The sequence below is a fragment of the Candidatus Krumholzibacteriia bacterium genome (assembly GCA_030748535.1).
GTDB lineage: Bacteria > Krumholzibacteriota > Krumholzibacteriia > JACNKJ01 > JACNKJ01 > JASMLU01.
This window is the reverse complement of record JASMLU010000002.1, coordinates 280,530-300,318: the sequence shown is the minus strand read 5'-3', so window position 1 is coordinate 300,318 and position 19,789 is coordinate 280,530. Positions and strand designations below refer to the sequence as shown.

General features: G+C 56.8%; 16 protein-coding genes. 15 read left to right on the top strand and 1 reads right to left on the bottom strand.

Annotated features, from left to right (window positions below):
- The first annotated feature begins 11 nt into the window (after positions 1 to 11).
- The 12 genes from QGH30_05265 to rseP all read left to right on the top strand — a co-directional run bounded on the left by QGH30_05265 (position 12) and on the right by rseP (position 10,661).
- Positions 12 to 1,862 carry a FlgD immunoglobulin-like domain containing protein gene (locus QGH30_05265; protein ID MDP7021744.1) on the top strand — a complete coding sequence of 617 codons (1,851 nt, stop codon included), beginning with the start codon at positions 12 to 14 and terminating at the stop codon, positions 1,860 to 1,862.
- 61 nt (positions 1,863 to 1,923) lie between these two features.
- Positions 1,924 to 2,763 (top strand): sugar phosphate isomerase/epimerase, encoded by an 840-nt coding sequence (locus QGH30_05260; protein ID MDP7021743.1) that lies wholly within the window; start codon positions 1,924 to 1,926, stop codon positions 2,761 to 2,763.
- Positions 2,764 to 2,879: 116 nt separating this feature from the next.
- Entirely contained in the window at positions 2,880 to 3,314 is a 435-nt protein-coding gene (rplM, locus tag QGH30_05255; protein ID MDP7021742.1) for a 50S ribosomal protein L13, read from the top strand.
- A 25-nt stretch (positions 3,315 to 3,339) separates the two neighbouring features.
- A complete protein-coding gene (gene rpsI / locus QGH30_05250) occupies positions 3,340 to 3,729 on the top strand; it encodes a 30S ribosomal protein S9 (protein MDP7021741.1) in 390 nt (129 codons plus the stop codon).
- A 100-nt stretch (positions 3,730 to 3,829) separates the two neighbouring features.
- Positions 3,830 to 4,663, top strand: coding sequence for a 30S ribosomal protein S2 (gene rpsB / locus QGH30_05245; protein MDP7021740.1), 834 nt, complete (start codon positions 3,830 to 3,832; stop codon positions 4,661 to 4,663).
- Between the two features lie 33 nt (positions 4,664 to 4,696).
- Positions 4,697 to 5,299 carry a translation elongation factor Ts gene (gene tsf, locus QGH30_05240; protein MDP7021739.1) on the top strand — a complete coding sequence of 201 codons (603 nt, stop codon included), beginning with the start codon at positions 4,697 to 4,699 and terminating at the stop codon, positions 5,297 to 5,299.
- A 7-nt stretch (positions 5,300 to 5,306) separates the two neighbouring features.
- Positions 5,307 to 6,038 (top strand): UMP kinase, encoded by a 732-nt coding sequence (gene pyrH / locus QGH30_05235; GenBank protein MDP7021738.1) that lies wholly within the window; start codon positions 5,307 to 5,309, stop codon positions 6,036 to 6,038.
- The gene (gene frr / locus QGH30_05230; GenBank protein MDP7021737.1) at positions 6,028 to 6,588 is read left to right on the top strand and encodes a ribosome recycling factor; all 561 of its coding nucleotides are present in this window, start codon (positions 6,028 to 6,030) and stop codon (positions 6,586 to 6,588) included. Before pyrH ends, frr begins: the two co-directional genes overlap by 11 nt.
- 6 nt (positions 6,589 to 6,594) lie before the next feature.
- A complete protein-coding gene (gene uppS / locus QGH30_05225; protein MDP7021736.1) occupies positions 6,595 to 7,335 on the top strand; it encodes a polyprenyl diphosphate synthase in 741 nt (246 codons plus the stop codon).
- Positions 7,325 to 8,188 (top strand): phosphatidate cytidylyltransferase, encoded by an 864-nt coding sequence (locus tag QGH30_05220; protein MDP7021735.1) that lies wholly within the window; start codon positions 7,325 to 7,327, stop codon positions 8,186 to 8,188. Before uppS ends, QGH30_05220 begins: the two co-directional genes overlap by 11 nt.
- Positions 8,185 to 9,360 (top strand): 1-deoxy-D-xylulose-5-phosphate reductoisomerase, encoded by a 1,176-nt coding sequence (gene dxr / locus QGH30_05215; protein MDP7021734.1) that lies wholly within the window; start codon positions 8,185 to 8,187, stop codon positions 9,358 to 9,360. Before QGH30_05220 ends, dxr begins: the two co-directional genes overlap by 4 nt.
- A complete protein-coding gene (gene rseP, locus QGH30_05210; GenBank protein MDP7021733.1) occupies positions 9,354 to 10,661 on the top strand; it encodes an RIP metalloprotease RseP in 1,308 nt (435 codons plus the stop codon). Before dxr ends, rseP begins: the two co-directional genes overlap by 7 nt.
- On the opposite strand, the gene QGH30_05205 is transcribed toward rseP, so the two are convergent.
- Positions 10,658 to 10,993: a hypothetical protein gene (locus QGH30_05205; protein ID MDP7021732.1), complete on the bottom strand. Its 336-nt coding sequence runs from the start codon at positions 10,991 to 10,993 to the stop codon at positions 10,658 to 10,660. The two genes, rseP and QGH30_05205, sit on opposite strands and share 4 nt — an antisense overlap.
- Before the next feature lie 22 nt (positions 10,994 to 11,015).
- Here QGH30_05205 and QGH30_05200 point away from each other — a divergent pair, with 22 nt between their 5' ends.
- From QGH30_05200 to QGH30_05190, 3 genes are read left to right on the top strand one after another with little or no spacing between them, the layout of a single operon-like run.
- Positions 11,016 to 13,007: a BamA/TamA family outer membrane protein gene (locus QGH30_05200; protein ID MDP7021731.1), complete on the top strand. Its 1,992-nt coding sequence runs from the start codon at positions 11,016 to 11,018 to the stop codon at positions 13,005 to 13,007.
- On the top strand, positions 13,007 to 16,777 hold the full coding sequence (locus tag QGH30_05195; GenBank protein ID MDP7021730.1) for a translocation/assembly module TamB domain-containing protein: 3,771 nt from the start codon (positions 13,007 to 13,009) through the stop codon (positions 16,775 to 16,777). The genes QGH30_05200 and QGH30_05195 overlap by 1 nt, the downstream gene beginning before the upstream one ends.
- A complete protein-coding gene (locus QGH30_05190) occupies positions 16,767 to 19,745 on the top strand; it encodes a hypothetical protein (protein MDP7021729.1) in 2,979 nt (992 codons plus the stop codon). Before QGH30_05195 ends, QGH30_05190 begins: the two co-directional genes overlap by 11 nt.
- Positions 19,746 to 19,789 lie beyond the last annotated feature (44 nt).

The window sequence follows — 19,789 nt, the reverse complement described above, 5'->3', positions numbered from 1 at the left end:
GGGGGAAACCGATGAAATATCTCATCACCTTTTTGCTTGCATTGACCCTGTGTCTTCCTGCGATGGCTCAGGATACCTACACGGTCTATGAGATTCAGCAGGGAAGCGTGCCGGAAGACAGCTTTGTGCGTGTTGACGGCCTGGTTGTCACCGCAGTGGCACCCTATGGCTTCTTTGCACAGGAAGTGGCCGCCGGTGCTTTCAGCGGGATCTGGGTCTACACCGGCAGTGGAGACCCGCCCGTCTGCGTGATCGGGGATCTGGTCAATGTGGTCGGTGAGTACTATGAGTACTATTCCTACACGGAAATCGATGTCAGGAATCCAACTCCTTCGGGCTTCGCAGGCTTCTACGAAATGGCCGGAACCGATGATGTTCCGGTTCCGGAACCGGTTCGTGCCTGGCAGGTGAGAACTTCCAACCCGGATGAGGCAGAACTCTGGGAGTGCGTTCTGGTTCAGTTGGAGAATCTTGAGCCTCTGGATCTTGACCCCGGCTACGGAGAGTGGTTTGCCGAGGAGTTCAACTTTTCAGTGAACGATACGGCTCGTTTCGATGACATGTTTGACTATGGTCAGCCTCTTCCCGGACAGACCATGGAAAGCGCCGCGGGTCCGGTGCGCTTCTCCTATGACGAGTTCAAGGTGGAGCCACGTGCAAACTACGACCTGATCTTTTCCGGTGCGGAGCCTGCTCCGAACCTTGAGTATGCGGTCGTTACGGGCACAGCCACCATCGATGTCCTCTTTGATCGCGTTCTCGATCAGGCCACGGCCGAGAACCCCTGGAACTACTTCATGGATTCCGGGATGGTTCAGACGGCGGTTCTTGATGCAAACGAGAGTACAGTTCACCTGACCCTATACGCCGACATGGCCACGGAACTGTATCTCAACCTCACGGTCTTTGATGTACAGAACCAGAATGGTGTGCCGATGATACCTCAGGATGTGAACTTCTGGGGAGGTATCAATACAGTCGCCTTCGCTAATACGCCTGATGTGGATGGTGATCTCAGCATCTGTGACGGCACGGTCATCACCCTTACCGGCGTGGTGCAGAGCAAGTACTACAGCCATGTCTACCTGCAGGACGTAGCCGGCGGACCTTACTCAGGGATCGAAGTCTATTGCCCGCCGATCATCGACGATCTTTCAGTGGGCGATATCCTGATCATCGGTGACTACCTTACCGAGTACTACGGCCAGACTTCCGTGACCTATCCCTTCTACTACTACGAGTTCGTCTCCTCCGGGAACACGCCTCCGGATGTGGTGGAGATGGGCATCACGGGAGTAAACTTCGAGGAGTTCGAAGGACGCCTGGTTCAGGTTCTCAATGCCGAGGTCTGTGAGCGCCCGAACTACGGGAACTACTATGACTGGAGCATTAGCCAGGACTTCGCAGACTCCCTCTGGGTCACCGACACCAGCAGCTATGACTACATGGTGGGTGTGGGTGACATCGTCGATGTGACGGGAACTCTGCGTTATGAGTTTGGTTTCCACAAAATGCGTCCGCGGGATGACAATGACATCAATGTCATCTACTCCAACCCGAATGATGCTCCCGGGACTTCGGCCGATCGCCTGAGCCTGAAGCAGAACTTCCCGAACCCCTTCAACCCGACCACGGAAATCAGTTTCCGTCTGGAAAAGGGTGGAGAGGTTCTTCTTGAGGTCTTCGATCTGGAAGGTCGCCTTGTGCGCACTCTCATGAGCGGGCCGATGGAGCAGGGTGATCATCAGGTCACCTGGCAGGGAATTCAGGAGAACGGGGATGCTGCCAGCAGCGGTGTCTACCTCTATCGTCTGACGACAGAGGAAGGCAGCCAGCATCGCAAGATGACACTTCTCAAGTAGGTTTTTCCCTGACGGGGTCCTCCTTAAGGGGGGACCCCGTTCTTTTTTGCCCGGGAGTGAAATGACTCGCCACCTTTTCCATGTTCATGTCCCGGCAAGCCTCCTCCCCAAGCACTGGCCTCTTCTAAGGGACTTGCCCGTGGGGCTGGAGATTCTTCTGGACCACGAGTCCCTCGATTCCACATTTCTTCCCATGCTCAAGGACTACTCGGAGAGGGTTCGCAATCAGGGACGCCCCTGTCGTATCCATGCTCCCTTCCGGGATCTTCGCCCGGCCGGGCAGGACCCGGCAGCGGTCGATCTGGCCCGGGAGCGTCTGCAGGCGGCTCTGGACTGGGCGCCCGCTTTTGGGGCCAGGACTCTGGTGGTTCACACTTCCTGGGAAGCTCGCTGGGACATCCTGGAGAGAGAGGAGTGGCTGGATCGCTCTCTGGAGTTTTGGACCTCGTTTCAGAAGACATTGCAAGAGGGGGAACTGCGTTTCGCCTTCGAGAATGTGGATGATCGAAGCCCCGACCTGCTTGCGGATCTTCTCTCTTCTCTGGACCCCCGTACCTTTGGCGTGAATTTCGATACCGGGCATTGGAATGTTGCCTCTGAGGCCAGTTTGGAAGACTGGTTTGCCCGGCTTTCCGGACGCCTCTTCTCCCTTCATATTCATGACAATGGGGGGGAGATGGATGAACATCTGGCGGTCGGGCAGGGAACTTTTCCCTGGGATGACTTCTATTCCCGGGTTCGCGCCCTGGACTGTCCCCTGGAGTGGACAGTAGAGAACCGCGCTGCTTCGGATATCCTCGAAAGCGCCCGGCATGTCGCCCGATTCAGTGGTCTTGAAGAGTTCTCTTCGCTGGCTAGCGACCTGAAAAGTGCGCTGGAAAAAGCGGAGGGGGCTTCTTGACAGCCTCCTAAGCCTTTGTTAGATTGGCGATTCCTGTGTTGTATCCAATCCTGCTTCTTGCCTCCTTCCCCGCCTCGGGGAGAGGGAGAAGTACGGAGTTTCCGCATGGAGGAAGCATGAAAACCCATGTCGTCAAGGCGGGAGATATCGAGCACCGCTGGTATCTCGTGGACGCGGAGGGGAAGACCCTTGGGCGCCTTGCCACGGCTATTGCCCGGGTGATTCGCGGCAAGCACCGCCCGGATTTTACGCCTCATCTGGATCTCGGAGATCATGTGATCGTGATCAACGCAGAGAAGATTCACGTTACGGGCCAGAAGATGGTTCAGAAGACCTATTCCCGTTATTCCGGCTACCAGAGTGGTCTGAAGGTTCAGACTCTTGCGAAAATGCTGGAAACCCGCCCGGAAGAAGTGATCAAGCATGCGGTACACGGGATGCTTCCCAAGAACCGGCTAGGTCGCAAGCTCAACCGGAAACTGAGAGTATTTGCGGGGGCCAGCCACCCGCACGGGGCCCAGAATCCTGAGGTTCTGGAGATCGAGGCCTAGGGGCCGAGAGAAGGAGTCATTGTAGATGTCAGATCACTGGAATGCCACGGGGAGAAGAAAAGAATCGGTCGCTCGCGTCAGGGTTACCCTTGGTAGCGGCAAGCAGACCGTGAATGGAAATCCCCTGGACGAGTACTTCGGGCAGAGGAATCTGGTGATCAAGGTTCGCCAGCCTCTGGAGTATGTGGACATGATGGACAAGCTCGACATTTCCGCTCGCGTAGATGGCGGCGGTAAGTCAGGGCAGGCCGGGGCAGTTCGCCTCGGGATTTCGCGCTCTCTCATCTCCATGGACGAGGAACTGAAAAAAGCACTTCGCAGCACGGGATGCCTGACTCGCGATCCTCGCATGAAGGAACGCAAGAAGTACGGCCAGCCTGGTGCTCGCAAGCGCTTCCAGTTCTCCAAGCGCTAGAAATATAACGACACACACCGTTTGTCCCGGGGGCAGGTCTTTCTTCGGAAAGGGAACCCGGAAGAGAGCGGTGGAGGAAAAAAACCTGCAGGAGGAAACCGTGAGTTTCAATATCAGCATCAAGGATATGCTGGAAGCTGGAGTCCATTTCGGACACCAGACCCGTCGCTGGAATCCGAAGATGAAGCCCTTCATCTTTTCCGCGAAAAACGGCATCTACATCATTGATCTCCAAATATCACTGCGCCAGGCTCAGGCCGCTTATGACAAGGTTCGCGAAGTGGCCGCCACCGGTGCCCCGATCCTCTTCGTGGGACCAAAGAAGCAGGCCATCGAGTCGATCCGCGATGAGGCGGGTCGCTGTGGTCAGCACTATGTCATCGAGCGCTGGCTCGGTGGTCTGATGACCAACTTCGAGACGGTCGGGAAGAGCCTGGAGAGGCTTGAGGAAATCGAGACCTGGAATAAGGACGGCTCGATCGAGAACTTCAACAAGAAAGAGCGCATGCAGCTGGACAAGAAGCGTGCTCGCTTGCAGAGGATGCTCGGTGGGATTCGGGAGATGAAAAAGCGTCCCGGCCTGATTTTCGTTGTCGATACCACGATCAGTGACATTGCGGTCAAGGAAGCCCGGACTCTGAAGATCCCCGTTGTGGCTCTCATCGATACCAACTGCGACCCGGATCCCATCGACTATCCGATTGCGGCTAATGACGATGCAATCCGCTCGATCAAGCTCTTTACGCACATGGTCGCTGAGGCCGTGATCGAGGGCAAGGCCCAGTTCAAGGAGAAGGAAGCCATCAAGGAGGCCAAGGCCAAGGAGAGCAAGTCTGATGCAGAGAAGGCGAAAGCCGCATCTGCAGAGAAGACGGCCAAGGCCGATGGTGGCGGAAGCAAGAAAGAGGCAGATTCCAAGGCCCTCGACGCCTAGTACAGAACCCGATCTTCCCAGGAGGATGGCTTGATGAGCAGTGTGAGTGCGATAACGGTAAAGGAACTGCGGGAGAAAACCGGCGCCGGAATGATGGATTGCAAGAAAGCTCTTTCAGAGACTGAAGGAGACATGGAGAAAGCCGTGGATCTTCTCCGCACCAAGGGTCTCGCCGCAGCAAAGAAGAAGGCCGGCAGAGCCACGAAGGAGGGTCTGGTATTCTCCTACATCCACCCCGGCGGCAAGGTCGGCGTGATGGTGGAGATCGCCTGTGAAACGGATTTTGTTGCAAGAACCGAGCAGTTCCAGGGTTTCTGCAAGGATGTCGCTATGCACATTGCTGCAGCGAGTCCTCTTTCTCTTTCCGTTGATGAGCTTTCCCCGGAGGTGCTGGACAGGGAGCGCGAGATCGCCCGCCAGCAGGCTCTGGAAGCAGGAAAGCCGGAGAATATTGTCGAAAAGATCGTCGAAGGACGGATCTCGAAGTACTATCAGGAGGTATGTCTCCTCGAACAGGCCTTCGTGAAGGATCCCGCCATGACGGTGAAGGATCTTCTGGATTCGATCATAGGAAGCCTCGGCGAAAACATGGCCATCCGCCGTTTCGCCCGCTTCCAGCTCGGCGAAGAACTCTAGGGAGCTCATGCCCTCTCTGCCTGTCTCGCGCATCGTACTGAAACTCAGCGGTGAGTTTCTTGCCGGGGCTTCTGGAGAGGGCATCGACTTTCAGAGAGCGGGGCTTCTCTGTGATGAGATTTCTGAATCTCTTCCAGAGGAACTCAGTCTGCTGATTGTCCTCGGTGGAGGGAATCTCTTTCGGGGAAGGGACGCCGGCAAAGCGGGCCTTGAGAGAGTCCGCGCCGACAGAATCGGCATGATGGCCACTGTGATGAATGCCATGGCCCTGGGTAGCCTGATGGAGGCCCGGGGCTTTCCAGTGCGCGTCTTCTCGGCTCTCCCCATGGCTCCCTTTGCAGAACATTACTCTCCGGAAGCAGCACGCGAAGCCTTGAGCCGTGGAGAGATCGTTTTCAGCGCCGGGGGAATCGGCAATCCTTTCTTCTCCACGGATACGAGTGCCGCGCTTCGGGCGGTGGAACTTGATGCGGATCTACTGCTCAAGGGAACCCGTGTGGAGGGAGTCTATGATAGGGATCCTGAAAAAGACCCGGCGGCAAAGAAATTTGATACACTCAGTTTCCGGGATGCCCTGTCTCTGGATCTGGGGGTGATGGATGCCAGTGCTCTGGCCCTGTGCCGGGACCATGGCATCCCCCTGAGAGTTTTTGATTTCTCCCGAAAGGGAAATCTGGCCCGGATTCTGTCGGGGGAGACTCCCGGAACCCTGGTCAGCAAGGAGGTCGATCATGCTTGATGCCCTGTTGAAAGACACAGAAGAACGGATGGCCAAGAGCCATCATGCGACACAGAATGAGTTTTCGAGGATTCGTGCCGGGCGGGCCAATACGGCAATCCTGGAGGGAATCCGTGTGGACTACTACGGAACCCCTACGCCCCTGAATCAGGTGGCCGGTCTTGCGACTCCGGAGCCCCGCCTCATTACGATTTCGCCATGGGAGAAGAACATGGTCCCCCTTGTGGAGAAGGCCATTCAGGCCAGCGATCTGGGGCTCAGCCCTCTCTGCGACGGGAACATCATCCGGATTCCCATTCCTCCCCTGACCGAAGAGACCCGCAAGGATCTCGTCAAGCGCATCAAGGCTCTGGCCGAGGAGGGTCGGGTTGCCATTCGAAATGTCCGGCGGGCTGGGCTCGAAGATGCGAGGAAAATGGAGAAGAGCAAGGACATCTCCGAGGATGACCTGAAGTTGGTGGGGGAGAAGATCCAGAAGCTGACGGACCGCTTTGTCGCAGAAGTCGACAAGTCCCTGGAAGGGAAAACCCGGGAGATCATGGAGGTCTGATTCTTCATGCCTCTGGACCAGGAGAAACTGAAACAGGAAGTCCTCGATTCCGGGGAGCTTCCGCGACATGTTGCCGTCATCATGGATGGTAATGGTCGCTGGGCCAAAGAGCGCAAGATGCCGAGGATTTTCGGTCACCGGGAGGGTCGGAAGTCGGTTCGGCGGGTGCTGGAGGCCGCCGTTGTTCTGGGGATTGAAGACCTGACTCTTTACACCTTTTCCATGGAAAACTGGAATCGCCCGGCCAGGGAGGTCAAGGCCCTGATGAAGATCCTCATCGATGTCCTCGATGAGGAATTCGAAGAGATGATGGACAAGAATATCCGTCTATCAGCAATGGGCCGTCTGTCCCTTCTTCCCGAAGACACCCGGAAATCCCTGAAGGACTGCATGGACAAGCTCTCGGGAAACACCGGAACCCGCCTGAATCTGGCCTTGAGTTATGGAGGCCAGACCGAAATCGTGGACGCTGTTCGCAAGATCGCAGAAGCTGCGAGCGAGGGAAGTCTGGATCCACAGAAGATCGATGAGAGCAACTTCCCCGAATATCTGTATCTGCCCGATCTTCCACCCGTGGATCTGCTGATTCGTACGAGCGGAGAGTCCAGAATCAGCAACTTCTGCCTCTGGCATCTGGCTTACTCGGAAATACATCTGTCCGATACCCTCTGGCCGGACTTCGGGGAGAAGGAATTCTACCTGGCCGTTCGGGATTTCCAGGGAAGGGAGCGCCGCTATGGCCGATAGTTTCGCCAGAAAGTTCGGAGTCCGTTTTCTTTCCGCCCTTCTCCTATTGCCTGCCTTTCTCCTCTCAGCATGGCTCGGGGCCTGGGTTTTCTTTGCCGTGGTTCTTCTTGTGTCCCTGTTCCTGCTTCGTGAGTTTTCCGGACTTGCCGCAAGGCGGGAAGCTTCCCTGTCTTCGGGTTCAGGAGCACTCTGGAGAGATCTGCTCCTCCCGCAGATTCTGCTTCTGGGAGCATTTCAGCTTGGCGGGATTCTTCTGGCTGCGCCGCTCTTCGGCATTCTGGTGCTCGCTCTCTTTGTCCGCCGGATACTGAGTGCCGACATTCAGGGAGCCTGGGAAGAAATCGGGCTGCGCATTCTGGGCCTTGTCTATCTGGCCTGGCTCCCCGGACACTGGGTCCTCCTTCGTAATCTTGCAGGGGAAAACGCTCTTCCTGACAGCGCAGCCTTTCACTGGCTTCTCTATGGAGCCGGAATCGTCTGGATGGGGGACACGGGGGCCTATCTGATCGGGAGCTGGATTGGCCGGCACCCCCTGGGTCTCGGCATCAGTCCGAACAAGACCAGGGAAGGTCTTGCCGGCGGTTTACTTTTCAGTCTGGTTTTCGCCGCAGCACTCAGAGCCCTCTGGCTTCCTTTTCTGGGACTTGCTGAAGCACTTCTTGTGGCATCTCTTCTCTTCGTTGCAGGCTTCTTCGGAGATCTGTTTGAATCTCTCCTCAAACGCGCCGTGGCGAGCAAGGATAGTGCGGACTTGATTCCCGGGCACGGGGGAATGATGGATCGCCTCGACAGCCTGCTCTTCAGCCTTCCGGTTTTCTACTGGTTCCTCCTGCTCTGGGTTTTCCGCGGATGAGACAGGTTCTTCTTTTCGGAGCTTCGGGGAGCATCGGGCAGAGCAGTCTGGAAATCCTGCGGAGCTACCCTTCCGACTTTTCCCTGTCCGCACTTTCAGTGCACCGGAACACCGATAAGCTGGGAGAATGGATCCGGGAGTTCAGTCCTCGGGCAGTCTGGATCAGTGATTCCGATTCCCGGGAAGAGTGGTCCCAGTCTCACCCGCAACTGGCTTCTTCCCACCTGCTCCAGACTAGCGAAGAGATGTTGGATCTTCCGGCAGACATTGCTCTTAATGCCGTCATGGGATTTGCGGGATTGCGTATTTCCCTTCTCTGCCTGGAGCGGGGACTGGATCTGGCTTTGGCGAACAAGGAGTCCCTGGTTTGCGGGGGAGAATTTTTCCGGGAACGGTGGGAGGCAAGTTCTTCGAAACTTCTGCCGGTCGACAGCGAACACAGTGCCCTCTTCCAGCTTCTGGAGGGGAAGGATATTTCCGATGTTCGCCAACTGGTTTTGACGGCTTCCGGCGGTCCTTTTCGAAAGCTATCTGCCGGGGAAATGGAAACGGTCAGCCCGGAGCAGGCCCTCAATCATCCTACCTGGAAGATGGGACCGAAGATCACGATCGACTCGGCCAGTCTCGTGAACAAGGGGCTGGAACTGATCGAAGCCGCCTACCTGTTCGGTTTCCAGCCCGATCAACTGGCGGTTCTGGTTCATCCGGAGTCGACCGTCCATGCCTTGATTGAATTGAAGGATTCCTCGGTCTTCGCCCAGATGGCTCTTCCCGACATGAAGCAACCGATTTTGCAGGCACTCTCCTGGCCTCAGCGCAGGGATTCGGACTACGGAAGAATCAATCTTGCCGGTCCCCTGTCGCTGAATTTCGAGCCTCTGGACCGCGAGCGTTTTCCGGCTGTCGACATCGCAATGGATGCCCTGCGTCGGGGGGGAGTGGCGCCTCTCTGTCTCAATGCCGTCGATGAGGTCGCAGTGGAGTCTTTTCTTGCAGGGGAGATTCGATTCCCTGATATTTCCCGGGTGATTCGGGAAGTGCTGGAGTGCATAGATCCCGGCAGTCCGCAGAGCTTTGAAGATCTTGTGAAGGCGGATCTGTTTGCCAGGGCTCAGGCAAGAGAGTGGATTGAATCCCGCCATCTGGCGGCTGAAGGAGAAAGTAAATGTTGATGACGCTGTTTGCCGGGATTTTCACCATCGGGCTGATCGTGTTTGTCCATGAAATGGGTCACTATCTCATGGCTCGGCTTTCCGGGATTCACATTCATCGTTTTTCCATTGGATTCGGGCCGGTTCTCTATCGCTTCCATCGCTGGAATACCGAGTGGGCCCTGAGCCTGATTCCCCTGGGTGGCTATGTCCGGATCGCCGGCATGATGGAGGCCACGCTCGAAGGCCCGGACATGGATGAGACCGAATTACACGAGCAACAGCTATTCAGAAACAAGGGACGCTTCTCCCGGCTTTCTGTTCTCCTTGGTGGACCTCTGGCAAATCTTCTTCTTGCCCTGCTTCTCCTCTTTTCCGTCTTCCTTGCAAGCGGCGATCCCATCCTTCCGACCACCACTCTGGACGAGATTCCGGAAGAGAGCGTTGCTGCGCAGGCGGGGCTTATGGAGGGCGATCGCATTCTTCTTGCCAAGGGACAGAATCTTGCAAACTGGAATGCACTGTTGGAGCTTCTTCCCAACGAAGGACCTGTCTCTTTGAATCTCCGGGTTCAGCGGGGCGAGAGGACTCTTGCTTTCACTCTGGAGGCTGATGAGGGTGAATTTCTGGGACTCATTCCTCTTGTGGATAACCGGGTGGGAAAAGTCCTTCGAGGTGGGCCCGCCGATGAGATCGGACTTTGCCGCGGAGACAGGATCGTCAAGGTAAACGGGGAAGAGGTTCGAGCCTTCAATGAGATTGCCGAGCGAATCAATGTCAGTGCCGGCAGTCCTGTGGCCCTTGTCTGGCTTCGGGAGGGTGAGAGATTCGAGGCATCTGTAACACCCCGGGAGGACTCCCTGCCGGGGAGCGGGGGAGATAGCATTGGAAGAATCTTCTTTGAGCCCTACTACGAGCGTCGGGATCTTGGAGTGCCGGCCTCTTTTCAGCGTGCTATCGCTGGAGTGAGTTACACCGTTCGGGGAACCCTGTTATTTTTGGGGAAGCTACTCAGCGGCGGCCTCGGCAGTGATGCTGTGGGTGGCCCGATCCAGATCTTCAAGTATGCGGGGCAATCGGCCGCCTGGGGTTTGGGGACCCTGCTGACCTTTATCGCCTTTTTCAGCACCCAGCTCTTTCTCTTCAACCTGCTCCCCATTCCCGCCCTTGATGGAGGCCACCTGCTTCTCATGCTTCCCGAGTTTGTCGGAATCAAGATCTCGGAAACCTGGCGACTTCGGCTGACCCAGGCGGGAACCCTGATCCTGATCGGGATTATGATTCTGGTGGTGTTTCAGGATATTCGCCAGCTACTTGGCTAGGGATTTCCGCCCAGTTGGCCTCTTCGATGGATTTCCTCGTAGATGGGAATCCATCGCTCAGTATTATCTTCACTGATCTGTCGCGCAATTCCCCGTAGAGAGTCCAGAGGGAAGGTGTCGCCCAAGGCGGCAAAAGCAGAATCAGAGAGTTCGATGCTGTTCAAAGCCAGTTTTCGAGCCTCAATGAGTTTCAGATACTCTTCGACCAGAAAGATCTCTTCCTGATCGAGGATATCTCCGGCGGGAACCCCGGATTTCCCACAGGATTGCAGGAGAAGAAATCCCAGAAAAATGAGGAAGGAAGCTCCCCAGATGCTATATTTCCGCCGCATCGTTTTCACAGTCGGAGGATAAGTGAGCCGCTTCATCCTGTCAAAGAAGAGTGCAGTTTGTCTCTCGCTGGCCCTGTGTTTTCTGGGCCCGCTTTCCCTTCTCTCTGATGAAAGAGAAGAGGGGGGAGCCTTTGTCGAGGAACTGCGTTTCGAGGGGAATCACTCGATTTCCTCTTCGCAGCTTCGGGAGCCAATGAAAACCCGCTCCCGGAGACTCTTCCAGATCGGCTACCCTCCATTCTATCCGGACTGGCTGAGAAGCGACCTTGCTCGCATCGCCGCTCTCTATCATCGTGAGGGCTTCTACGAGGTTATGGTGACGAGCGACCCGGAGAAGGATCGGACAATCCGCCCCACTGGTTCCCAGCGAAATGCCGTGAGTCTGGTCATCCATGTGAAGGAGGGCAAGCGTCGCTATCTCCGGAGCCTTCTCTTTGAGGGCCCCGGAGCAGAGCTTCTCGAGGAGGCTCGCCCGGTGCTGAATCTGGAAGAGGGGAAGCCCCTTGATCCCCCGTCGATTGAGGGAGACCGGGTTCATCTTCTCGAGGCCCTGAAGAGCAAGGGCTACTTCTGGGCGGAGGCCGGTTTCAGGCAGGAAGTAATCGAGTCCCCTTCCTATTCGCCCCGGGATTCTCTGGACCTCGTTTTCACGCTGGAAGCGGGCCCCCGCGCTATTCTCTCTGAAATCCGCATTCGGGGAACGCTGATTTCCAGAGATTTCATTCTCAAGGAAATGAGGGTGCAGGAGGGAGAGCCCCTTTATCTGGGAGAGCTTCTTCAAAGCGAACAGAATCTGCTGGATACGGGTCTCTTTCGCTCCATCAGCCATTCCCTGATCCCGAGAGACCCGGGAGAGAACGGTCACCGGAAGGTGGATCTTCTCTGGGAGTTCGTGGAACGGGGAAGGGGTTCTCTGGAATTCGGGCTGGGCTATGGGAGCATTGACGGCTATCGGATTCTTGGCAACTGGAGTCACCGGGGGCTTTTCTCTCCCGGCGGACGCCTGAATCTGGAGCTTCTGCATACGGTGAAGAAGAACAGCGAGGATGCTCTTGAAATCAGTATGGAGCGCCAGTCTCTGGAGTACTGGCGGCGCAATGTAATCTCTCCAGGACTTCATTTGAGTCTCCGTCTCTTTCACGAAATGGACCATGAACAACCGGGTGGTCGATACAGCCGGGAGACGCTGGCCTTTCGCACGACTCTCATTCGCACACAGGATGCCGATACAGAGATCTACATTCGGGAGCAGCAGGATATCAACCGGCAGCAGCCATTGATCGGATCCATTGAGATTCCCAACTCCCTGACCCGCTCCCTGTCCCTGATCTGGAATCGGGATAGCCGGGATCACTTTTTCCATCCGACCGAAGGTCGTCTTCTCCATCTTGGCTATGAAGTCGCAGGAGGTTTGCAGGGGGGCGATCATCACTTTCAGCGGGTTCGGATCAGTTCGAATCGCTATAGAAAGAAGGGGGCAGCCGTATTTGCAAGCCGCTTCCGTTTGGGCTGGGTGGAAGCCTATGGCCAGAGTCTGGAAAACCCCCTATCAGGGATCTACCGGGATGGGGTCCCCTGGGACGAACGCTTCTATTGCGGCGGGTCGACAAGTGTGCGCGGGTATGAGGATGCGAGTCTCGGCCCTCTCTGGGATGAGGAAGAGGATCCGGGGCTTGGGAATGCCCTTGGGGGAAGGTTCCTGATGGTTGGGAATCTTGAGTTGAGGCAGGGGCTGTCGTCCATTTTCGGAACGGGTTTCCTGAAGAATCTGGGCCTTTCCCTTTTTCTGGATGCGGGGAACACTTGGCTGGATCCGGGGCAGTTGCGCGGCTCTGAGCTCTTCCCCTGGCAGGGGAAGAGAAGCAGCAGAACCCGGGTTTACTGGAGTACGGGCCTGGGCATCCATTACCTCAGCCCGATGACGGTTGTTCGACTGGAATACGGACTTCCCCTGCCCGCCCGGAATCGGGATGAGCGGGGCCGTTGGCATCTTAGCCTGGGACACAGTTTCTGATGAGCGGGAAGAAGACCGGACGCATTGCGGGAATTGTGATCCTGATTGTCCTGCTTCTGGGCTATGGGTTTTTGCATCTGCGGCAGGCCTGGTTTGCCCGCCAGATGGCCGGCCTGATCAGCAGAAATCTCCTGAGCGAACTGTCCCTGACCCTGGATCTGGAGGCCATCCAGTGGAAGCCGCTGGGCGGACTTCTGCTTCGAGGAGCAGAACTGCGAGGAGATAATGAGGACTTCGAGCCGATTCTGGAAATCGGCGAAGCCGACCTTCGTTTCCGCTTCCGAAACCTGCTTCGAGGGCAACTGTTCAGTCCTTCTCTGGAGCTGGAAGGCTGTTTCCTTCGCCCCTCGGCCCTGCAAAATCAGGGAGGGGAAGCTCCCGCGGGCATGGCGGCGCTGGTTTATCTGGAAGACTGCCGACTCCGTGACTTCCAGATACTCATGGAATCCGGGGACACCCTGAGCCTGGATTCTGCGGAGCTGCGTCTTCTCAAGAACCGGGACGGTCTTCTTCTGGAGATTGAATCCCTCAAAGGCACTTTACCGGGGGGGCTTACCCTTCTGGATATGGAGGGTTCCTTCTTCCATGATCAGGCTCTCAAGCTCCGGGAAGTTAAGATTCAGCTTCCCGGCAGTGCTTTCCAGATTGATGGAAGGATCGAGACGGGAGACTCGCTTTCCTATGATCTGGAGATCGAAGCGGACAGCCTTCTTCTGAAAGAAGCTCTCGCTCTCTTCGGCAAGACCTTTGACCGGCAGGACCGGCTCAGTGGCCATATGAATCTGAGCGGGGCGCCATCAGGACTGGAGTTGGAGGGCAAGCTGAGCGGCTCTCTTTACGGCTATGAACTGGCGGAACTCGAGACTCTCGGGCAGTTCCATGACGGGCAACTGACCTTGGACCGCATGGACGGAGAGCTGAACCGCAATTTCCTTCAGTCAAGTGCCCAGTTCCGTTTCCCCCGTGCAGGGAAGGGTCTGGGCCTGAGCATGGAAGGCCAGTTGCAGCATTTCGATCTGAACCGTTTCTTCGGCGGTGGGCCGGTTTCGGATCTGCAGGGCGATTTCCATCTGGAGAAAAGTCCGGAAACCCTGTCTCTGGGGCTTCAACTGGGTGAGGGGCATCTGATCGCTTTGCCCTTTGCTTCTGCTTATGCGGATCTTGAGTTCTCCGGTGATACACTTCATGTAAATCGATCCGGGTTTCTGGATACGGGCCTGAGCCTGAATCTGACCGGCTGGATCAATCCCCGGGAAGCGACCCTGCAACTGGAGGGGAGTGGAGAGAGCCGGTCTTCCGCCCTTTCCCGTCGCTTTAGCGGAGACACGCTTCTGCAAGGGGATCTGGATTTTCAGCTTTCTGCCGGGGGAAGCGCCCTTGCCCCCGACTTTTCTCTGGAGGGAGATTACCGGAATACGACGTATCTGGGGACAGGAATCAGTTCGGGGCATCTGCTTCTGGAGTCCGATTCTCTCTTGCGGGCTCCTCTGGAGGTGGAACTGACCGGGAAAGCACTGAAGCGCGGAGATTGGCATTTCGAAGAGGGCTTTCTGCGGGGGCAGATCCTCCCCGGGGCATTGGATCTCGACTTCCTTTCCCTGGACGGCCAGGACTGGGGACTCACTCTTTCCGGTCTGCTTCCTTTCGGGGAGAAGGAAGACTGGTTTCTTCGCCAGTGCTGGCTCCATTGGCAGGGTCATGACTGGCTGAACGACCGGGCTTTCCTCTACCGGCCCGGAGAGCGTCTCCCCCGTGGCTCTGTAGATTTTCGCTCCCGGGGCGGGCACCTGAGTTTCCGCCGCGAATCCGAAGAGGCAGGTCAGCTGGTCTGGAGAGATCTGGACCTGCAAGCCTTGCTGCCCGATTCCCTGAATCCGAAGAAACTGGAGGCAAGGAGCAATGGCTGGATCGAAAGGCGGGAGGATGGGAGTCTGGAGCTTTCATTGAGCCTCGATGAGTTCAGTCTCGCTTCCTCTCCGCCAGGGCAACTGAATCTGGATGCAGGATGGAAGGACGATGTCCTGAACCTGAGTTCTCTTCGCTGGGAAGAGGCGAGGGGGGGGCAGGTCTGGGTTTCCGGACAGCTCACGGGAATGCCTCCGAGCGGAGATGCTTCCTTGAGGATTCCCGAGGCACCCGAGTCGCTGGAACTGGAACTCCTCTTTTCCGATTTCTCTCTTGGCAAGCTGCATTCCCTGCTTCCCGGGACCGGGAAGCTGCAGGGTCTTCTCAGCGGGAACCTCCAGTTGGAAGGGCCTCTGGAGGAGCTCTCCTCTTCTGCAAGCATGCATCTGGACTCCTTGTCCATAGAGGACTGGGCTCTTCTGGAGTCACTGGATTTCGACGCAGAGATTGAAGGTGGAGGCTTGTATTTCAAGTCTCTGGAATTGAAGCAGGGGCCGGAACAGAGGAGCCGGATCAGGTCCGAGTTTCTCTTGCCTGCCTCTCTCTCCTTTCCAGGCGGCTTGAAGCTGGAAAAAGACGATGCCCTGGAGGGACAGCTCTTTCTGGATGCACGTTTGGAGGACCTGCCGGATCCTCTTGGATGGCTGGCCGAGGGGGAGGGCGATCTTCGCGGCAAGCTGCTTCTTGAGGGGAGTCCTTCCCATCCTCAGCCCCGGGGCGAGCTATCTCTTGACAAGGGGCGGCTTCGCCTGGCCGGCACCGAGGAACTCTTTGAGGAAGTCCGGATAGAGGCCCGGGTAGAGGGCGACAGCATCTTCCTTGAAGAGGTGGAGGCACAGGAAGGTCTGCGCTACCTTCGCCAGCGCAATGGTCACCTGAAGGCTCGCGGTTGGCTGACCTGGTACGGACCACTCCGCTATCAACTGAGTGCCACATTGAGTGACTTCGCTCTGGGTACTCTCCCCTTCTTCAGAGGTGATGTGTCCGGAGATCTTTCCCTCCAAAGGCAATGGTCGGGCGAAGCCTGGCGACCTTTTCTGGAAGGCCAACTTCTGGTTTCCTCCGGAGAGCTGCAAAGGAGGGAAATGGGGATTGGGTCAGAAAGCTCAGGCTCTGCTCTGGACTATCGTCTGAAGCTTCGTGCCGACGGGCAGCTCTTCCTGCGGGATGCGGAGTCGGATCTGGAACTGGCGGGCGACATTACTCTCGAGTCTCTGCCCTCGGGTTTCGATATCTCCGGCGAACTGGACATCCTGCGCGGGCGATACCTGATCTTCTGGAATCACTTCCGGCTTCTGGAGGGCCATCTGGATTTCAATGGAACCCGTGGATTCAATCCCATGCTCGATATCCGTGCAGAGAGCAGAACTAGCGATGATCTGATCACCCTGACAGTCTCGAATACACTTCAAGAACCAAAGGTAAGCCTCGAAAGTAAATCGGGTTACAGCGAAGAAGACGCCCTCAGGATCTTGGCGGGACTTCCCCCGGGAGATGTGGAGGGCATGGAATCCCTGCGAGGGGCTCTCGGCGGCAAGATCGCCACGGGGCTGATCAGCCAACTGGAGAACTGGGCGACCGGGGAACTTCTTAGTGGTGTGATCCAGAGCGTTGAAATTGAGAACCGGGGAGCGGAGGGCGAGGAGGAAACGCGCTGGCAGATTGCCTCCTATCTGCCCGGCGGAGTTTATGTGACCTACAATCAGGGCTTGAGTCAGAACTCGTCCCATGAACTGGGAATCGAGAAGAGAGTTCGCGACTGGGTAGTTCTGAGAATGGAAGTCTTGAGACAGTCGGAGCAACTTGGAGAAGAAGGGACAGCCGATGCCTACAACTTCGACATTCGTTTCCGCTATGAATACTAGCGGGAAACGGGCATCCCTCCTCCTGGCAGGAGTGCTGATTTTCCTGCTCCTGCTGCCTGCGGGAGCACAGGTCTTCGGCAAGAACAAGGTGCAGTACAATTCCTTCGAGTGGCGTGTCTACACGAGCGAGCATTTCGAACTCTACTACTACCCGGAGGAATCCCGTCTGGCCAGTCAGGCCATCCTGATCGCAGAGGAAGCCTGGACACGCCTTTCGCGACTTCTCAGCCATGAACCCATGAAGCGGGTTCCGCTGGTTCTCTTCAGTTCCCATCCATTTTTCCAGCAGACGAATGTTACCCCGGAACTGATTGGAGAGGGGACGGGGGGCTTCACCGACATCTATCGAAGCCGGGTGGTGCTGCCCTTTACCGGTTCGCTGTCGGAGTTCCGCCATGTGGTGGCCCATGAGCTGGTTCATGTCTTCATGCTTGATCTGCTCTTCGGGGGAATTGGCCCCCAGTACGCCATGCGGACTCTCGGGCAGATGAAGATGCCTCCCCTGTGGTTTATCGAGGGTCTGGCCGAGTACCTGTCTACGGGCTGGGATTCCGAAGCGGAGAGCTTTGTCGCAGACGCCGTGGCTTCAGACATGCTTCCCTCTCTGAACCGTCTCTACGGTGGTTTTCTTGTGTACAAGGAGGGCCAGGCCCTTGTTCGCTACCTTGCAGAGGAGTATGGGGAAGGGATTCTGCCGGAGATCCTGCAGGAAACCAGAAAGTCCTCTTCCTTTTCCAAGGCGCTTCGCAAGCGACTGGGGATGGATCTGAAAGAACTGGATCGTGCCTTTCGCAGAAAGCAGATGCAGGAGAGCTGGAAGCTGCTTGCCGATCACGAGGATCCTGCCACCGAGGCCTTCCCCCTTCGGGAGCATTCAGAAGGTCGAAGCTACTTTACCCGCCGCCCTTCTTTCTCTCCCGATGCACAGCGCATGGTCTGGTTTGAGGATCACGAGGGGGAGGTCAATCTCTATCTGGCCAGTGCCCTGGACGGGAAGGTCATCCGAAAACTCCTGACCGGGCATCGCAGCGCCGACTTTGAGAGCCTCCACCCCTTTGACAGCGGTGCTACTTTCTCACCGGAGGGAAGCAGGGTCGCCCTGCTAGCCCTTCGGGCCGGAAGGGACGAGATCCTTCTGCTGGATGCGGTGAAGGGAAAGGTCCTCCGTCGCATCGAGTCCCCTCTGGACAGCATGCGTCATCCTTCCTGGTCGCCGGATGCCGGGAGCATTCTGGTTTCCGGTGTCTTGGGGGGAGTGACGGACCTCTGGCTTCTGGATCTGGAAACGGAGGAATGGAGCCGCCTGACTCACAGCCTTGCCGATGAACAGGATCCGGTCTGGCTGAACGATGAGGAAATCCTCTACGCTGGCCATGAGTCCCTTCTCCCCGAGTCCAGGATTCCCGCAAGTCCTGCCGAACTGGACAGTTCCTCCTTCATCGGAAACGAGAGCATTTTCGATGATGGGCGGGGATACGAGATCTACCGCCTGCGCATCGGGGAGGGGAGTCGTCCCCTGACCTCCACGGCGGGCGATGACCGGGATCCACTTCCCCTCAGGGGAGGTGGCTATCTCTTTCGCAGCGATGTTTCCGGGCAGACCGCACTCTGGTATTGCGATCCCGAAGAGCGGCTTTCCCGAGTCTATTCTCCTTCGGGCGGCCTTCTTGACCCCTCTCTTTCTCCTGATGAAAACTCTCTTGCCTTTGTCAGCCTTCGTGGGGGGGGCTATGACCTCTTCATTCTGGAAGATCTTCCCGCAAGGCTGGAGGAAGCAGAAGAGGAATCTCCCGGGGAGAGAATGTGGATGCCCTTCGATCTCGCTCTGGACGGGCAGCACCTGCTTCCTCCCTCAAAAGCCCGGGAAGCTGACAGCCTTGTCGGACAGGATGCTCCCTATCGACTTCGTTTCCTGATTGATACCATGGGCCGCCGCCTGACCTTCAATACGCTCTACGGGCTTTACGGGAGCAGCGTGATTTCGCTCAAGGATGTTCTCGGTGACCACGAGATCCAGATTCTTCTGGATGTCTTCGGCAGAATCAGCGATTCGAATTTCCTGCTTTCCTATGCCAATCGAAAGAACCGGATCAACTGGAGCACGGGAGCCTACTCCTTCCTCAACTACTACCAGGGTACGGTCGGCGCCCTGGACGGGACCCTGCCCGAGGATCGCCTCTTTCTGGAGTGGAGCCGTGGTCTCTGGTTCGGGGGGAGTTATCCGCTGAATCTCTACACCCGTTTCGATGCGGATCTGAACCTCTACTACACGCATCGGGAGTACTTTGAAGGCTTCGATCTTTTCGGAGATCCCATTCCCGACCCGGAGCGAAGCGAGGAAAACCGTCTCTTGATCCAGCCGGGCATATCTCTGGTTCATGATGATGCGCTCTTTGCTTCTCTCGGCCCGGTAAAGGGAAGCCGCTGGATTCTGGGTCTTTCCCGCAGTGAAAGCCTTGCGGGAGATGTTCCGACCTCCCGCTGGATCATTCACGGTGACTGGAGGCGCTACCTTCTGGGGCCCGGTGGGCATAGCCTGGCTTTCCGGCTTTCAGGCCGCTACAGTCAGGGGCAGGATCCCCTCTGGTTCCATCTCGGAGGGCCTCAGGATCTGCGTGGATACGACTATCTGGAATTCTCGGGAACCCGAAGTATTCTGGGGAGTGTGGAATGGCGCTTTCCCTTCATTCGCTACCTGATGCTGGGCGGACCCATTCCCTTTGCATGGGGAAACATCGGGGGAGCGATCTTTGCAGACTTTGGCGCTGCCTGGAAGGAAAGCGATATCTTCGATCCTTGGGAAACCGATGAGGATGGTTTTCTGCTCCGGGATCTCCATGGGGACATCGGCTACGGGTTTCGAATGGATCTCGGCGGTGTTCTTCTGATGTGGGACATTGCCTGGCCCATGGATTTCCGGGAATTGGGCGACAGGCGCCATCACATTTCCATTGGCGCACAATTCTGATTCCCTCTTTTCCCCGAACCGGTTTCAGGCTATCTTGCTTCCTT

What these genes read in the sequence shown, in the direction of transcription:
- QGH30_05265 (MDP7021744.1), top strand. Translation starts at nt 12, where the DNA reads ATGAAATATCTCATCACCTTTTTGCTTGCATTGACCCTGTGTCTTCCT.
- QGH30_05260 (MDP7021743.1), top strand. Translation starts at nt 1,924, where the DNA reads ATGACTCGCCACCTTTTCCATGTTCATGTCCCGGCAAGCCTCCTCCCC.
- rplM (MDP7021742.1), top strand. Translation starts at nt 2,880, where the DNA reads ATGAAAACCCATGTCGTCAAGGCGGGAGATATCGAGCACCGCTGGTAT.
- rpsI (MDP7021741.1), top strand. Translation starts at nt 3,340, where the DNA reads ATGTCAGATCACTGGAATGCCACGGGGAGAAGAAAAGAATCGGTCGCT.
- tsf (MDP7021739.1), top strand. Translation starts at nt 4,697, where the DNA reads ATGAGCAGTGTGAGTGCGATAACGGTAAAGGAACTGCGGGAGAAAACC.
- pyrH (MDP7021738.1), top strand. Translation starts at nt 5,307, where the DNA reads ATGCCCTCTCTGCCTGTCTCGCGCATCGTACTGAAACTCAGCGGTGAG.
- uppS (MDP7021736.1), top strand. Translation starts at nt 6,595, where the DNA reads ATGCCTCTGGACCAGGAGAAACTGAAACAGGAAGTCCTCGATTCCGGG.
- QGH30_05220 (MDP7021735.1), top strand. Translation starts at nt 7,325, where the DNA reads ATGGCCGATAGTTTCGCCAGAAAGTTCGGAGTCCGTTTTCTTTCCGCC.
- dxr (MDP7021734.1), top strand. Translation starts at nt 8,185, where the DNA reads ATGAGACAGGTTCTTCTTTTCGGAGCTTCGGGGAGCATCGGGCAGAGC.
- rseP (MDP7021733.1), top strand. Translation starts at nt 9,354, where the DNA reads ATGTTGATGACGCTGTTTGCCGGGATTTTCACCATCGGGCTGATCGTG.
- QGH30_05205 (MDP7021732.1), bottom strand. Translation starts at nt 10,993, where the DNA reads ATGCGGCGGAAATATAGCATCTGGGGAGCTTCCTTCCTCATTTTTCTG.
- QGH30_05195 (MDP7021730.1), top strand. Translation starts at nt 13,007, where the DNA reads ATGAGCGGGAAGAAGACCGGACGCATTGCGGGAATTGTGATCCTGATT.
- QGH30_05190 (MDP7021729.1), top strand. Translation starts at nt 16,767, where the DNA reads ATGAATACTAGCGGGAAACGGGCATCCCTCCTCCTGGCAGGAGTGCTG.